The sequence below is a fragment of the Streptomyces sp. CB02366 genome, from assembly GCF_001905905.1.
GTDB lineage: Bacteria > Actinomycetota > Actinomycetes > Streptomycetales > Streptomycetaceae > Streptomyces.
The window spans coordinates 1-15471 of sequence record NZ_LIVT01000010.1; the positions used below are offsets into that span (position 1 = coordinate 1).

General features: G+C 72.2%; 13 protein-coding genes. 3 read left to right on the plus strand and 10 right to left on the minus strand.

Annotated features, from left to right (window positions below):
- Positions 1–82: 82 nt before the first annotated feature.
- The 4 genes from AMK24_RS24350 to AMK24_RS24365 are packed head-to-tail and all read right to left on the minus strand — an operon-like array spanning position 83 to position 3952.
- Complete coding sequence (locus AMK24_RS24350; RefSeq protein ID WP_073771005.1) at positions 83–748, minus strand: response regulator; 666 nt, start codon at positions 746–748, stop codon at positions 83–85.
- Positions 745–2145: a sensor histidine kinase gene (locus AMK24_RS24355; protein WP_073771006.1), complete on the minus strand. Its 1401-nt coding sequence runs from the start codon at positions 2143–2145 to the stop codon at positions 745–747. The genes AMK24_RS24350 and AMK24_RS24355 overlap by 4 nt, the downstream gene beginning before the upstream one ends.
- 20 nt (positions 2146–2165) lie before the next feature.
- On the minus strand, positions 2166–2981 hold the full coding sequence (locus AMK24_RS24360) for an ABC transporter permease (RefSeq protein ID WP_073771007.1): 816 nt from the start codon (positions 2979–2981) through the stop codon (positions 2166–2168).
- Positions 2978–3952: an ABC transporter ATP-binding protein gene (locus AMK24_RS24365; RefSeq protein WP_073771008.1), complete on the minus strand. Its 975-nt coding sequence runs from the start codon at positions 3950–3952 to the stop codon at positions 2978–2980. Before AMK24_RS24365 ends, AMK24_RS24360 begins: the two co-directional genes overlap by 4 nt.
- A 193-nt stretch (positions 3953–4145) precedes the next feature.
- On the opposite strand from AMK24_RS24365, the gene AMK24_RS24370 reads away from it, so the two are divergent.
- Complete coding sequence (locus tag AMK24_RS24370; protein WP_073771009.1) at positions 4146–4706, plus strand: GNAT family N-acetyltransferase; 561 nt, start codon at positions 4146–4148, stop codon at positions 4704–4706.
- A 31-nt stretch (positions 4707–4737) separates the two neighbouring features.
- Here AMK24_RS24370 and AMK24_RS24375 read toward each other — a convergent pair whose 3' ends face one another.
- The 6 genes from AMK24_RS24375 to AMK24_RS24400 all read right to left on the minus strand — a co-directional run bounded on the left by AMK24_RS24375 (position 4738) and on the right by AMK24_RS24400 (position 12221).
- Entirely contained in the window at positions 4738–6372 is a 1635-nt protein-coding gene (locus AMK24_RS24375) for a type IV secretory system conjugative DNA transfer family protein (RefSeq protein WP_073771010.1), read from the minus strand.
- Between the two features lies 1 nt (position 6373).
- Positions 6374–7792, minus strand: coding sequence for an ATP-binding protein (locus AMK24_RS24380; protein WP_073771011.1), 1419 nt, complete (start codon positions 7790–7792; stop codon positions 6374–6376).
- 183 nt (positions 7793–7975) lie between these two features.
- Entirely contained in the window at positions 7976–9526 is a 1551-nt protein-coding gene (locus tag AMK24_RS24385) for an SCO6880 family protein (protein WP_073771012.1), read from the minus strand.
- Positions 9523–10872, minus strand: coding sequence for a hypothetical protein (locus AMK24_RS24390; RefSeq protein WP_073771013.1), 1350 nt, complete (start codon positions 10870–10872; stop codon positions 9523–9525). The genes AMK24_RS24385 and AMK24_RS24390 overlap by 4 nt, the downstream gene beginning before the upstream one ends.
- Positions 10862–11731, minus strand: coding sequence for a hypothetical protein (locus tag AMK24_RS24395; RefSeq protein ID WP_073771014.1), 870 nt, complete (start codon positions 11729–11731; stop codon positions 10862–10864). The genes AMK24_RS24390 and AMK24_RS24395 overlap by 11 nt, the downstream gene beginning before the upstream one ends.
- Before the next feature lie 181 nt (positions 11732–11912).
- The gene (locus AMK24_RS24400) at positions 11913–12221 is read right to left on the minus strand and encodes a hypothetical protein (RefSeq protein ID WP_003968086.1); all 309 of its coding nucleotides are present in this window, start codon (positions 12219–12221) and stop codon (positions 11913–11915) included.
- A gap of 991 nt (positions 12222–13212) precedes the next feature.
- Between AMK24_RS24400 and AMK24_RS24405 the strand changes: the two genes are divergently transcribed.
- Both AMK24_RS24405 and AMK24_RS24410 read left to right on the plus strand, forming a co-directional pair.
- A complete protein-coding gene (locus AMK24_RS24405) occupies positions 13213–13641 on the plus strand; it encodes a hypothetical protein (RefSeq protein WP_079190622.1) in 429 nt (142 codons plus the stop codon).
- Positions 13638–15437 carry an alpha/beta hydrolase gene (locus AMK24_RS24410; protein ID WP_073771016.1) on the plus strand — a complete coding sequence of 600 codons (1800 nt, stop codon included), beginning with the start codon at positions 13638–13640 and terminating at the stop codon, positions 15435–15437. Before AMK24_RS24405 ends, AMK24_RS24410 begins: the two co-directional genes overlap by 4 nt.
- Positions 15438–15471: the final 34 nt, after the last annotated feature.

Below are 15471 nucleotides of genomic sequence, written 5' to 3' on the forward strand. Positions count from 1 at the left end.
GGCTTTCCTGCGTTCACCACCCATTCTTCCCCGACCGGGCCACTAGCCCGGTCTTCCGCTTTTCTGTCGCGCATGCGGCCGATCACACGGGGGTGACGAGGCGGGTGTCGTACGCCAGGATCACCGCCTGTACGCGGTCCCTCGCGCCGGTCTTGGCGAGTATGCGGGTCACGTGGGTCTTGACCGTGGACTCGGCCAGGTGGAGGCGGGTCGCGATCTCCGTGTTGGACCAGCCCTGGCCGATCACCGTGAGGATCTCCCGTTCGCGTTCCGTCAGTGCGGAGATCCGCGGATCCGAGGCGGCCGGGGCGCCGGGCACGGCCGGGAGGTGGTGGACGTAGGCGTCGAGCAGGCGGCGCGTCAGGGTCGGGGCGACCACCGCGTCGCCGGCGGCCACGGCACGGATGCCGGCGAGGAGTTCCTCGGGCAGGGCGTCCTTGACCAGGAAGCCGCTGGCGCCCGCGCGCAGACCGTCGTACGCGTAGGCGTCGAGGTCGAACGTCGTGACGATCAGGATGCGGCTGGGGGCGCCCGACGCGATGATGCGGCGGGTCGCCCCGATCCCGTCCAGACCCGGCATGCGGACGTCCATCAGCACGACGTCCGGGCGGTGGCGGGCGACCAGCTGGACGGCCTCGTCACCCGTGCCGGCCTCGCCGACGACCGTCATGTCGTCCTGGCTCTCCAGCAGCATGCGGAAGCCGAAACGCTGCATGGGCTGGTCGTCGGCGATGAGTACGGTCGTCACGGGTGCGTGTCCTCCAGAGGAAGGCGGAGCTGTACCCGCCACCCGGTGCGTTCCGGCAGCGGGCCCGCTTCGAGGGTGCCGTCGTACAGCGCGGCGCGTTCGCGCATGGCCATGATGCCCTGCGGCGGGGCGGGGGCTTGCTCACTCCCTGCGGACGGCCCGGCCCCGGCCCCGGCCCCGGGGCCGGGTTCCGTGCCCGTGTCGGTGATGCGGGCGTCCAGGTGGGTGCGGGTGCAGGTGAGGGCGACCGTCGCGGACAGGGGCGGCCGGTGGGGGGTGCCGGGTGCTCCCGGCTCCGGCACGGCCGCGGGGGAAGGGACGGCGTGTTTGAGCGTGTTGGTGAGGGCCTCCTGGACCACGCGGTACACGGTGAGCTGGCGGCCCGGGGTGAGCGCCCGGAGCTCCGGTTCGCCGTGGAGCTCCAGGCGCACGGGCAGGCCCGCCCTGCGTACGCGGAGGAGCGTCAGTTCGTCGAGCGTCGGTTGCGGGGCGCGTTCGGCGTCGGGGTGGTCGTCGCGCAGGACTCCCAGGAGGCGGCGGAGTTCGGACAGGGCCTGCCGGCTGGTGGCGCCGATGGCTTCGAGCGCCTGGCCCGCGCGTTCGGGGCTCTTGCGGGCCGCGTACGTGCCTCCGTCCGCGAGGCCCGTGATGACGGACAGGTTGTGGCCGATGATGTCGTGCATCTCCCGGGCGATGCGGGTGCGTTCCGCGGCGGCCGCGAGGCGGGCCTGCTGGTCGCGTTCGTGTTCCAGCCGGTGGGCCCGCTCGACCAGGGCCTCGGTGTACTCGCGCCGGGTGCGTACCGCGACGCCCAGCAGCACGGTGAAGACCAGGCCCCAGACGTACGAGACCACTTCCTGGCCCCAGCCGGAGGGGAGGCGGACGCCGGCGGACAGGACCGGGACGACGAACAGCAGGGCCGCCGCCCCGGCCGTACGGAACGAGGAGCGCAGGACGGTCTGGAAGACCGGGACCAGTTGGAGGAGTGAAGCCTGCACCACGGCCCCCGTCCAGACGTTGACGAGGGATATCGGAGCCATGAGCAGGACGACGGCCAGAGGGTGGGTGCGCCGCCACAGCAGCGGCAACGAGAACCCGAGGCTCATCAGGAGTACCAGGTGGTCGGGGGCCGTCACGTCCTCGTGCGCGGTGGTCCGCCAGCCGCCGGAGGTGTAGTCGAGCACCGCGGCCACCACCCAGAAGCCGGTCACCGCCGCGTCCCAGACCCGTGGACGGCGTCGGTCGAACGCGCGGAGCCGGTCCAGGGCCCCCTGGACGATCCGGGTGAGGGGAGGGGTCGGGGGGTCGGCGCCCCGGGCCTTCGGCGGAACGCCCGCCCGGGCGCGTACGGGGTCGCTCGCCTGTGGGCCGGGCCGGTCGCGCCTCCGGGTGTTCATGTGGTCGCCCTCCTCGTGGGTCAGACGTCGCGGTGCTTCAGCGTCACCGCCGCCGCGGCCAGTGTCGTACCGGCCCACAGGGACAGGGCGAGCAGGGCGGGCCCGGGGGAGGCGGTGCCCGGGATGGGGGTGGCGGAACCCAGGGCTCCGGCGGCCTGGGTGGGGAAGTACTCGACGGCGCGCTCGACGACGTCGTACGGAAGCGTCCCGAGGATCTCCGGAAGGATCATGACCCCGGCGATGAACGCTCCGATCGCACCCGGGACGGAGCGCAGCAGGGCCCCGAGGCCGAGGGCGAGCAGCCCCGTCAGGGTGAGCGCGAGAGCGTTGCCCGCCACGGCGCGCAGCACGCCCGGACCGGTGAGCGAGGCCGCCTGGTCGGTGTCGTGGAGGAACGCCTGGGCCGCCGTGAACGTGACCAGCCCCGTCGCGAACATGACGGTGAAGGCGGTCGCGGCGAACACCGCCGCCTTGGCCCACAGGAGGGGGAGCCGGGCGGGCACGGCGGTGAGCGAGGAGCGGATCGTGCCGGACGCGTACTCGCCGGCGGTCATGAGGATGCCCAGGACGACCAGGAAGAGCTGGGCGAGCATGCTGCCGTACAGCGTCAGGACGACGGTGTCGACATCGGAGTCGCCGCCTCCGGAGGTGTAGGCGCCGCCCATGGCCAGGCCGACGCCGAGGACCGTGAGGACCGCGAGGACGACGGTGATCCAGGTGGAGCGCAGGGAGAGGAGCTTGTGCCACTCCGAGCGCAGGACGCGGGCCGGAGTGATCCGGTACGGCGGGGCCGGCGGCATCGGCGCCACGCGCGGTGCGGGACGGGTCGTGCTCATGCTGCGGCTCCGGTGGGGGTGTGGGCGGTCGAGGGCCGCGGCTGTCGTCGCGGGCGGTGTTCCGCCGATTCCCGGGTGAGGTCCATGAACGCCTGCTCCAGCGACACGGTCTGCGGCGTGAGTTCGTGCAACGGGATCGCGTGTGCGGCGGCGACGGCCCCGATGTGGGCCGCGTCCGCCCCCCGGACGCGCAGTTCGTGGTCCGGGGCGTCGACGGCGGGGCCGCGGGGGGCGGCGGTGACGGTCACGCCGGGGGCCGTGAGGCGGGTGGTCAGCTCCGCCGCCCGCAGGGTGACGACCTTGACGGACGCCCCGCCCGCCGAGCGGACCAGTTCGGCCACCGTGGTGTCGGCGAGGAGCCTCCCGCGACCGATGACGATCAGGTGGTCGGCGGTGAGGGCCATCTCGCTCATCAGGTGGGACGAGACGAGGACCGTACGGCCTTCGGCGGCGAGCGAGGTGAGGAGAGTGCGGATCCACAGGACGCCCTCGGGGTCCAGGCCGTTGACCGGTTCGTCGAGGAGGACGGTGGCGGGGTCGCCCAGGAGCGCGGCGGCGATGCCGAGCCGTTGGCCCATGCCGAGGGAGAAACCCTTGACCCTTCGGTGGGCGGCGCCGGTCAGCCCGGAGAGGTCGATGACCTCCTCGACGCGGCGGCGCGGGATGCCGTGGGTGTGGGCGAGGGCCGTCAGGTGGTGGAACGCGGTCCGCCCCGGGTGGGCGGACCGGGCCTCCAGCAGTGCGCCGACCCGGGTGAGGGGCGCGGGGTGGGCGGCGTACGAGCGCCCGTTGACGGTGGAGCGGCCGTGGGTCGGGCTGTCGAGGCCGAGCAGCATGCGCATGGTCGTGGACTTTCCGGCGCCGTTGGGGCCGAGGAAGCCGGTGACCGTGCCGGGGCGGACGGTGAAGTCGAGGTCCTGGACGACGGTTCTGCCGCCGTACCGTTTGGTGAGGCCGTGGGCTCTGATCATGCGCTCGACGCTACGGAGCCGGCGGGACGGGGGCGTCCGACCGGGGGTGGGACGTGGGGCGGGCGGTAGTACCGGGGTACGACGACGGGGACCGCCCCCGCTGCGGTGCGGGGTGGCGCGGTGCGCCGGCGGGGGCCGGTGGCGGCGGGTTTAGTCGGTTGAACGGGCGGAGGGCGGGGGCGAAGATCAGGACATGGACTATGTGGTGCGTGGGGTGCGGGCCGAGGAATGGCCGCGGGCCCGGCAGTTGCGGCTGGACGCTCTGAGGGATCCGGCGGCCCCGGTGGCGTTCCTGGAGACGTACGAGGACGCGGTGGGGCGACCGGACGCCTTCTGGCAGGGGCGTACGGCCGACGCCGCCGAGGACGGGGGCGGCCGGGTCCGGCAGTTCGTCGCCGAGTCGCCCGAGGGCGCCTGGGCGGGGACGGTCACCGTGCTCGTCGAGAGCCCGGACGACCCGGTGCGGTTCGGGGAGGCGGTCGCCGTGGACCAGGCGCACCTGGTCGCGGTGTTCGTCCGGCCCGAGGTCCGGGGGACCGGGGTGGCCGAGGCGCTGTTCCAGGAAGCCGTGGCGTGGGCGTGGTCGCTGTCCTCGCCCCGGATGGAGCGGGTGCGGCTCTACGTGCACGAGAAGAACCCGAGGGCCGCCGCCTTCTACCGGAAGTTCGGCTTCGCCCCGTCCGGTCGGCGGATCGCGGCCCCGGGCGACCGGGGCGAGCAGGAGCTGGAGTACGTCATCGAGCGGGAGGGGTAGGGCGGCCGGAGGCGCGAAGACCGGGAAGAGGTCATCCGACGCCCGGCGCGGGAGGGCGCAGCCGGTCCCCCCATTGGGCGCGGCCCTGTTCCCGGGAGCGGAGCAGCACCAGGGCGGGCATGCCGTGGTCCTGGCCGGTGGCCAGCAGTTCGGGGAGCCGGGGGAAGGGCGCCACGGCCGCGACGTCGTCGAGGACGAACGTCATTGGTGGGTCGAGCCGGCCGGCGGGTGACCGTGCGGCCATGCGGCGGCCGTGCTCGACCACGTCTGCGGCCAGCGCGGTGAGGAGGGGCATCGCGCCGGGGCGGGAGCGGGGATCCTCGATGGATTCGCCCACCAGGTAGAGCGTTCCCCCTTCGGCGGCAAAAGAATCCAACGCGAGGGAATCGGCTCGGTTCGCCGTGCACGCCTCGCGGATGTGCACCGTGGACAGGGCGGCGAACGCCCGTACCGTCAGTTCCTGTGCCAGCTCCCGCCGTTCGGGATAGGCGGTGAGGGCGGATTCCAGCAGCCCGGCGAGACCGGAGGCCGCCTTGGGGTGCGTACGGAGGAGGCGCACCGGTTCGTGGGCGCCGGATCCGGAGGCCCAGCGGAGGACTTGGCGGAAGGGGCGGCCGTCCACCGCGGCGGCGTGCAGCCAGCACTGGAGGAGCGTCTGCGCGGTGTCGGCGACCGCCGCGTCGATCCTGGCCCGGGGGCGTACCGGGGCGAGCAGCGCGGCGGCGCGGGAGGCGGCGGTGTCGGGCAGCTCGCATCCCGAGGTGGGCGACCAGTGGAGGCGGGCCGGGGTGTCGCAGAGATGGCCCGGGTCGTGGACGAGGACCGGACCGAGCTTGCCGCGGGCGTCCTTGGTCTCGGCCCAGACGGTGGGGTCCGAGGTGACGACGACGGCGGGGCCCTCGGCGTCGTGGACGGCCCGCACGGCGGTGGGGCGCCGGTCGGCGGCGGGGGCGTGGACGAGGAGGGAGGTGCGGGGGGAGGGGAGATGGAGGGAGGGGGCGCTCCCGGGGGCGGGGGGCGGCGGCCGGTCTGCGTCCGGGGGCGCGTACCCGGGCGCGGGGGCGTACGCGGAGGGGTGCGGGGGCGCGGGCGTCGGCGTCGGTACGTGTTCGTACGCGTGCGGGGCGGCGGGCGCGTGCGGGGCGGGGTGGTCGGTCGCCGGGAGGCCCGGGGCGGCGCCGGGGGTCTCCGTCGCGGCCGGCGGGAGCGGTGTGGTCGTCCGCGTGGCCGGGGCCGGCATCGCGCGGGCGGCGGCGCGTTCCTCGCGGCGGCGTTCCCGTACGGCTCGGCCGCGGGCCACGACGCCGACCGTGAACACCGTCAGGACCAGCAGCACCATCAGTTCGCCGATGAACAGGCCCCAGAACAGGCCGTGTCCGGAGAGCTGGGTCCGGGGCGCCTCCGGCCAGGCCGCGGCGAGGTCCTGGGGGGAGGTGGCCAGCTCGCGCAGGGCGAGCGGGGCCCGAGTGAACGACACGCCGTCCGGCCAGCTCCCGTGGGCGAGGAGGCCGGCGAGGCCGGTGGCCGTCCAGGTGGCCAGGGTGGCGGCGAGGAGGAGGCCCAGGAGGCCGATCAGCAGGCCGTCCGGGATGCCTCCGCCGCCCCCGTGCCCCCCGGGTCCGTCGTACGGGGCCGGGCCCCGGCCCCGTGCCGGGTGACGTGCCATGTCAGGCCACCGTGGACTGGGACGACTCGTTCATCCGCTGCTGGTGCTCGATCCGGGCCGCCCGCTGCTCCGCCTCCAGCTCGGCGGCGCGGATGTCCTCGGGGAGCCGGTCGTCCGTCGATCCCTCGGTCATGGCGCGGTCGGTGAAGACCAGGGGGCGTTCGGCCTCGGTGATCAGGTGTTTGACCACCTGGACATTGCCGTTGACGTCCCAGACGGCGATGCCGGGGGTGAGGGTCGGGATGATCTCGACCGCCCAGCGGGGCAGGCCGATGACCCGGCCGGTGGCTCTGGCCTCGTCCGTTTTCTGGGCGTAGATCGTGCGGGTGGAGGCCATCTTGAGGATGGCGGCGGCCTCCTTCGCCGCGGCCCCGTCCACGACGTCGCTGAGGTGGTGGACGACGGCGACGAAGGAGAGTCCGAGCCGGCGTCCGAACTTCAGGAGGCGCTGGAACAGCTGGGCGACGAAGGGGGAGTTGATGATGTGCCACGCCTCCTCCACCAGGAAGATGCGCTTCTTGCGGTCGGGCCGGATCCAGGTGTGCTCCAGCCAGACGCCGACGATGGCCATCAGGATCGGCATCGCGATCGAGTTGCGGTCGATGTGCGAGAGGTCGAAGACGATGAGGGGGGCGTCGAGGTCGATGCCGACGGTCGTGGGCCCGTCGAACATGCCGCGCAGGTCGCCGTCGACCAGCCGGTCCAGGACGAGGGCGACGTCCAGGCCCCAGGCCCGTACGTCGTCTATGTCGACGTTCATCGCCTCGGCCGACCGGGGCTCGGGGTGGCGCAGCTGCTCCACGATGTCCATCAGGACCGGCTGGCGGTCGGTGATGGTCGTGGTGACGAAGGCGTGCGCCACCTTCAGCGCGAAACCGGAGCGTTCGTCGAGGCCGTGGCCCATGGCGACTTCGATGATCGTGCGGAGCAGGGCGAGCTGGCCGGTGGTGGTGATGGAGGGGTCGAGCGGGTTGAGGCGGATGCCCCCGTTGAGCGCGGCGGTGGGGTCCAGGCGGATGGGGGTGATGCCCAGCTCCTGGGCGATGAGGTTCCATTCGCCGACGCCGTCCTCGCCCTGGGCGTCCAGCACGACGACCTGGCGGTCGCGGAAGCGGAGCTGGCGCAGCACGTACGTCTTCTCCAGCGCGGACTTGCCGTTGCCGGACTCGCCGAGGACGAGCCAGTGGGGGGCGGGAAGCTGCTGCCCGTACAGCTGGAAGGGGTCGTAGATGTAGCCCTTGCCGCTGTAGACCTCGCGGCCGATGATCACGCCGGAGTCGCCGAGGCCGGGGGCGGCGGTGGGGAGGTAGACGGCCTGGGCCTGGCCCGTGGACGTACGGACGGGGAGGCGGGTCGTCTCCACCTTGCCGAAGAGGAAGGAGGTGAAGGCATCCGACAATGCGGACAGGGGGTCTCGCATGGTGGGGGCGCCCTCTCTTGTTTCTTGTCGCGGGTGGGTGGTTCGTCGGGGTGGGGGGCGGCGTCGCCTTCCCACGGGCGTCGGTGCTGGTTGCCGTGGTGTGGTGGGGAGCCGGTCTGCGGGCGGTAGCGGGACGGGGTGGGGCGGGGGCGGGCGGGGCCGGTGGCTGGGGAGGCCCCCGGGTCAGCGGCGGATGCCGGTGGCGAACGGGAGCGTGTTCACGAAGGCCCGGTGGTGCTCGCGGTCGCACCACTCCAGCTTGAGGTACGACTTGCCGGCGGAGGCGCGGATCGTGCGCTTGTCGCGGGCGAGGGCTTCGGGGGAGCGGGAGGACACCGTGATGTACCCCACCAGGTTGACCCCGGCCGCGCCGCTGGCGAGGTCCTCGCCCCGCTGGTCGAGCCGGCCGTGGGCGGCGATGTCGCGGGGGTCGACCGTGCGGTTCATCTTGGCCTGGCGGCTGGCCTCGGCGTCGTCGTTGGTCTTCTCGGTCAGCATGCGTTCGATGGCGACCTCGGTGGGTTCGAGGTCCATGCAGACGGCGACGGTACGGATGACGTCGGGGGTGTGGACGAGGAGCGGTGCGAGGAAGTTGACGCCGACGGGGGTCATCGGCCACTCCTTCACCCAGGCCGTGGCGTGGCACCAGGGGGCCCGGGTGGTGGACTCACGGGTCTTGGCCTGGAGGAACGTGGGCTCGACCGCGTCCAGTTCGGCGGGCCAGGCGTTGCGCTTGGTCATGGCCTGGATGTGGTCGATGGGGTGGTCGGGGTCGTACATGGAGTGCACGAGGGAGGCCAGCCGGCTCTGGCCGAGCGGCTGGCGTACCCGGATGTCGGCCTCGGCGAGGCGGGCGCAGATGTCGGTGAGCTCGCGGGCCATGACGACGGCGAGACCGGCGTCGCGGTCGAGCTTGCGGCCGCCGTGGGGGCGGGCGGCGCGGGCCATGGCGTTGGCCTCGGCGGCCAGGTCGCGGCTGTAGTGCATGCAGGCGACGAGGTAGGCGCGGTGCTGCTCGCTGGAGGTGGAGACCATGGACTGGAGCTGGTCGTAGGAGTCCTGGAGCCAGCCGGGGGCGTTCTTGTCGCCGCGCTGGGCGACGTCCTTGGCATGGGCGTCGGGGTCGGCGGGGAGGGTGCGGGCGAGCATCTGGAGGCGGGTGACGAAGCCGTCGCCGTTGGCCACGTGTTTGAGGAGGGTGCCGAAGCGGTCGACGAGGGCTTCCTGGTCCTCGCTGTCGCGGAGGCCGACTCCGGGGCCCTCGATCTCGATGGCGGCGGTGACGGTGCGCCGGTCGGCGTGGAGGAGCACGGCGATCTCGTCGGGGCCGAAGGGGGCGGCGAGCCAGCTGATCCGGCCGATGCCGGGGGGCGGGCCGATCTCGACCTCGCGGCCGGCGGCGCTGATGCCCGCTTCCATGGCGCCGGAGCGGTAGGCGGTGCCGCGGCGCAGGGAGCGCTTGAAGCTGCGGTTGATCTCGAACCACTTGTAGAAGGTGCGGCCCTTGTAGGGGACGTACACGACGGCCAGGGCGAGCGCCGGGAAGCCCACGAGGCAGACGATGCGCATCGAGAGGACCGGGACGAGGAGCCCGCTCATCATGCCGAGGAACGCGCCGACGATGATCAGGGCGATCTCGCCGGTCTCACGGTTCTTGCCGATGATCGCGTTCGGTCGGGCGCGGCCGATGAGGTAGGTGCGGCGGGGCGCCATCGTGTGGGACGGGGTGGTCAACGTCCTCCACCTCCTGTGCTCGAGTTACCTGTGGTGCCGAAGCCGCCTCCGCCTCGGGAGGAGCGGCTGCTGTGGGGTGTCCCGGAGGTGGGCGCGGAGCCGCTGCGGGGCGAGGGGGCGGCCGATCCGCCGCCTCCGCCCCCGCCGGAGGTGCGGGAGCTGTGGGCGGCGACGCCTCCGCTGGCCGGGTTGGCAGGGCGGGCGCCTCCGCCTCCGCCGCTGTTCTGGTCGGTGCGGCCGCTGTGGGTCTTGATGCCCTGGGAGACGAGGGCGGCCGGGGAGCTGATCAGGGCGGCGGCCTGCGAGCCGTCGGTGGCCTGCTTGCGGTTGGTGCGGGCGCCCTGGATCTCGTCGCCGAAGCCGGGGACGAAACGGTAGATCATGGCGGAGGCGAAGATGGCCAGCAGGATGATGGAGAGACCGGAGACGACGGCGGAGAAGGCGTCGGGGCCGTCGCCCGTGGAGAGCGCTCCGGCGAGGCCGAGGACGATGACGATGACCGGCTTGACCATGATCACCGCGATCATGATGCCGGCCCAGCGGCGGACGTGGCCCCACATGTTCTTGTCGACGAGTCCGGCGTAGACGACGATCCCGAGGAGCGCGCCGACGTAGAGCAGGGCGGCGCGGATGACGAGTTCCAGCCACAGGATGCCGGCGGCGAGGATCGAGACGAGGGAGACGACGATCAGCATGATCGGGCCGCCGCCGATGTCCTCGCCCTTTTCGAGGGCTTCGGCGAACGAGCCGAAGAAGACGTCGGTCTGGCCGCCGGTGGCGGAGGCGATGGCCTCGGTGACGCCGTCGGTGGCGGAGACGACCGTGTAGAGGATCAGCGGGGTGAAGGCCGAGGCGAGGACGGTGAGCCAGAGGAACCCGACGGCCTCGGAGATCGCGGTGGTGAGGGGCACGCCGCGGATGGCGCGCTTGGCCACGGCGAGGAGCCAGAGGACGAGGGTGAGGATGGTGGAGGCCGCGAAGATGACGGCGTACTGCTGGAGGAACTTGGGGTTGGTGAAGTCGACGTTCGCCGTGGACTCGACGGCATCGCTGAGCTTGCCGACGATCCAGGAGGCGGCGTCGGCGCAGCCTCGGGCCAGGGAGGAGAGGGGGTCGAGGGTGTCGTCGGTGAGCGGAGCGGTGGATCTGCTGCGGGCGTTCTCGCCGTCCTCGCAGTAGTCCCGGGCGAGACCCACGATGAGGTCGCAGGGGTTGTCGCTCCCACTCGGCGAAGGCGTGGGCGTCGGGTCGGCGACTGCTCGCGGGGCCGTTGCCATCACGAGCGCAGGCAGGACGCCTACGACACCGCTCAGCTTCAGCCTGCGCAACCGTTGGCTATCGGGCATAGGTGAAGCCTCCGTATCCGCCGATCGCGTCTGCCATCTCGTCAGCTGTCGAAGCACGGTTGTCCCCGTTGACCGGCGTCGGTCCTTCCGACTGGCTCGACGAGGAGATCTTCCAGTCCCCGCCGGCCCACGTGAGCTTCTGTGTGAGGGTGAACCACGTACCGGTAACGGGCTTGGTGGCCCCTTCCCCCGCCAGCCCGACGAGTCCGGTGCACCAGACCTCGACCGTGGCCGCGCCGTCGTTCACCTCGACGACCTTGGTGCCGACCGGCACGGTCCTCGAGACGAAAGTGAGCCCCGCGGGCGGGGTCCCGTCCTTTTCGAGGCCGACATTCGCATAGAAGGAGGGCGAATAGGCGGCATCGAGGTCGGACTGAAGCTTCGGCACCACCGCAGGGTCGTGCGTGGCCTTGATGATGTCGTGGCGGGTGTCGGCGGTGAACATCTCCACCGACCCCAGCGCCACCGCGTAGTTCGCCGCCGCGCTCTGCGCCCCCTGCTCGTCCCGGGCGAAACCGGAGGCGATGGTTCCGTTCCTGCCCCGCACCGGCTTGGTGCCGGTGGGCGCGGTGGGGGCGCTTCCCGCGCTTTCGCGGCCCTTGGCGCCCGGGGACCCCTCGTCGTCGGCGCCGCCACCGCGATTGGCGAAGGCGATGGCGGCGATGAGGAGGACCACGACGCCGACGATCATCACCAAGGAACGAGAGGCTCGCGCCGGTCGGCGGGCCTGGGAATGGCCCGCGTCGCTGTCGGGCAGACGGGTGCGGGTCTGCCGTGTGCCGCCGAGGGTGCTGTACGGGTCGTCCGAGCGCCCTCCCCGGTCCGCGGAGCGGTAGTCGTGCTCGTCACCGGGGCTCATGCCGCGTTTGCTCCCTCGGTCGTGTGCGGATCCGCGCAGGACGGCGCCGGCTGTGCTGGTTGCCGCTCGAACGCGGTGGGGTGACTCGACATCAGGGAAACGCGACCTCAGCCGGTGGGCACGACGGGCGGACGGTGGGGAGCGGGCTGGGACGGCCCGGAGCGGGATGGTCGACGGCGGGTCAGACGGCCATCCCGTACACGATGGTGAACAAGGTCCCCAGGGAGCCGATGATGAAGACCCCTGTCAGCCCGGCCACGATCAGGCCCTTGCCCTGCTCCGCGCTGAAGGTGTCGCGCAGCGCCGTCGCGCCGATCCGCTGCTTGGCCGCGCCCCAGATCGCGATGCCGAGGCAGAGGAGGATGGCGATGGCCATCACCACCTCGATCATGATGCGCGCCTCGTTGCCCAGCGTCCCGAACGGCCCCCAGTCCGGAGCGATTCCGCCGATGATGGTGGTGATGTCGCCCTTCTCTGCTGCCAGGATCATGTAAGTCACCGCCCCTGTTGGGTAGTTCGCTGCCCGTGCCGGCCGACACGGGTCGCCTTCTATCTTCGCTGATGAAACCGCGCTCGCACGACGCCTTCCGGGGTCTCTTTACCCGGAACTCGCACGTTTGACCGGGGCGGGCACCCTGACCTGCGGCTCGTCCCCCTCTCCCTGCGCACACCTGGTCACTCTGTGTATCACGGGGTGTGACCAGGAGCAACGACGATGGCCATGGGTTCCCGAGGCGGTCGCAGCGTTCGCGGAGCACGGCGTGTTCGTATGCGCCGTTCGAGAGCCCTCGGTGCGCCGGTCGGCAACCCGTTCGATTCGGGGGAGCGCGCGATGGCGACGCGGGTGCGTGCGGCGGTGGCAGGAGAGGGTGACGGCCCCGAGAAGCGGGACCAACTGCGCCGCGCGGACCGCCCACGGAGGCGGAGGCGAGGGCGGAGTCGAAGGAACGGGTGTGGGGGCGGGGGCGGGTCCGGCCGGTTGGCGCTCGCGGGTTCGCATGCGTTCCATCGTGGTCGCGGTGAGGTGGCCGGTCGTCAGCTTCTGTCCCGGGAAGCGCTGTTCTCCGGTACGAGGTCGGGGACGGGGCCTCCGCCGCGCGGGGGGATGCGGGCCTGACCGCAGGACCCCGTACGGGGGCGGCCACCGGGTGGCGGACGCCTGGCACGGCCTCCGGCTCCCGGGTGGTGCGGAGCGTCGGGCCGGCCGCCCTTCGTTCGGGTGAACCGCACGGCCCCGGAGGAACGGCGCCCCCGGTTCACCTGGCCGGGAACCACGGGGCCGGGTGCGTACGGAGCCCGGCGCACGGCGCGTTGACGTATGGCATGGCGAACAGCGGGGATTTGGCACAGTGCCGCTCCACGATCGAGAGAACGGGGTGAGCGGCGTGGGTGGAGCGACCGTGGTGGGGCAGCCAGACGACGGCTCGGGACGTCTGTGGCCGCCTACCGGACCGGCGGGGCCGCTGGGGCCGGTGGGGCCCGTGGGTGCAGTGGGTGTGCCGGGGCCGACGGGCGTGCCGGGGCCGGGGACGGCAGGGGGCGGCGATCTCCGGCACAGCCGCGGCCCCTGGCTGCGGGCCGCCGACGGCGCCGACCAGCTGGTGGCGCACCTCGGTCCGGTGAGGGCGGAACTGAGTGCGGCGCACAGGGGCTTGGTCGCCGGAGGCCAAGCCCTCTCCTCCCTGGCCGAACTGGGGGCGGTCCGCGCCTCGTGGGAACGCCGGATCGAACAGGCGCGCCGCGAGTGCGGAAGCCTCGCCGGGAACCTGCGGGCGGCCGTCCAGGGGCAGGCCCGGTCCAACGAGGCGGTGAAGAGCGGCTTCGACAGCGTGAAGACGCCTTCCGCGACACCTCCCGAGGCGTCTTCCGGGACACCCTCCGTGGCGCCGAGCGGTGGCGGCGCGCGGTGAGCGGGCGGGCCGGCGGTACGGGTTCCGCGCTGACCTGGGCCGCGTTGCGTGAGGTGAGGTGCGCCGAGCTGGAGGGGGCGGCGGACGGCTGGGGACGGGTGAGCAACCGCGCCGACGCCGCCCGCGACCGGGTCGAGGGCCAGCTCCTGCCCGGCCTGCGCGAAACGCAGAAGGGAGAAGCGGCCGACGCGGCCGTGCGGCGGCTGCGCAGGCTGGGGGCGAACTTCCAGTACATCTACACGGAGTGCGGGTTGCTCCGGACCGCACTGAACAGCCTGGCCCACGAGATCAGAGCCCAGCAACGGGTGTTGCAGGGCGCGCTGGACGATGCGAACGCGCTGAGGTTCACGGTGCACGCGGACGGATCGGTGACGTACCCGGCGGCGGGCGAGGGCCTGGTCGACGGCAGCCCGCTCCCGGGCGGCACGGCCTCCGGGGTTCCGAATCCGGGCATGGTCACGCCCTCGGGGCTCGTCGCGCCCAACCCGAACGCGGGCAAGGCCCAGGACATCGCGGACCGGGTGGCGCAGGCCGTACGGACGGCGGCCGACGCGGACTGGCGGTACGCCCGAATCCTGCGGTCGTTGAAGGCGCAGGAGGGCCTCGGCGTCTCGACGGTGACGTGGACGGACGCGGCGTCCGACGCGGCGGCGGTACGGCAGGCGGCGCGCGACTACCTGCGGGACGCCATCCCGTACGACGCGAGCCCCGCCGAGCGCAAGGCGTGGTGGGCGGCCCTGACGGACGAGCAGCGCGAGGAGTACCTCGCGGTGTACCCGGACCGGATCGGCAATCTGGACGGCATTCCGGCCCTGGTACGGGACGCGGCGAACCGCGACAACCTGCAACTGCTGATCGGAAAGCTGGAAGGCTTGCACGGCGACGACGACGCGGAGACCAAGCTCGCCGCGCTGCGGGAGATCGACCGGCAACTACGAGCGGGGACGAAACCGGGGGAGCCCCCGATGTACCTGCTCGGCATCGGAGACCAGGGCAACGGCCGGGCGATCGTCTCGTACGGGAACCCGGATACCTCGCGGAATGTGGCGGCTTATGTGCCGGGGTTGAATACGTCGTTGGACATGGGGTTCGCCGAGGGGGATCTCAAGCGGGCGCGTGACACTGCTGGCGCAGCTCGAGATATTGATCATTCGAGTGCCGTGATCACGTGGCTGGGTTATGACGCCCCGCAGAGCCCGGATGGATGGAGCAGTTTGGCTGTCGCCGGATCTGGGCGTGCGGAGATCGGTGGTCACGCGTTCAACGAATTCATGGCTGGGCTAGTGGCATCGAACGATCATGCTGACCCGAACCTCACGGCTATTGGACATTCGTATGGGTCGCGAACAGTCGGAGCGGCGACGCAGGAGGGGGGTGGAATTCCTGGTGTGACGGACATTGTCTTGGTCGGCAGTCCTGGCGTGGGTGTCGACCGGGCTGAGGATCTTGGAGTGGGAAGGGATCACGTGTACGTGGGCGCAGCAGAGAACGACGTGGTGACCAAACTTCCGGCAAGCGAGAATGCGGTGATCTCGGGCATGGGTCGTGCCATGGGCCCGCCCGGTTCCTTGTTGACGAACTTGGTGAACGGCAGTGGTGACGATCTCTGGTTTGGTACGAACCCGGCTAGCGAGGAATTCGGTGGTCGCCGCTTCGAGGCGGACCCGGGGCCACTGTTCTCACTCGATGCTCATTCACAGTACTTCGATCCACAGATGGACTCATCCTCCGCCGGCAGCATCGCGTTGATCGCTGCTGGACGCGGGCACGAGGTCAAACAGGAGCGGCCCCGATGAAGTTGCGGCTATGGATGCTGGCATTGGTTTTCTT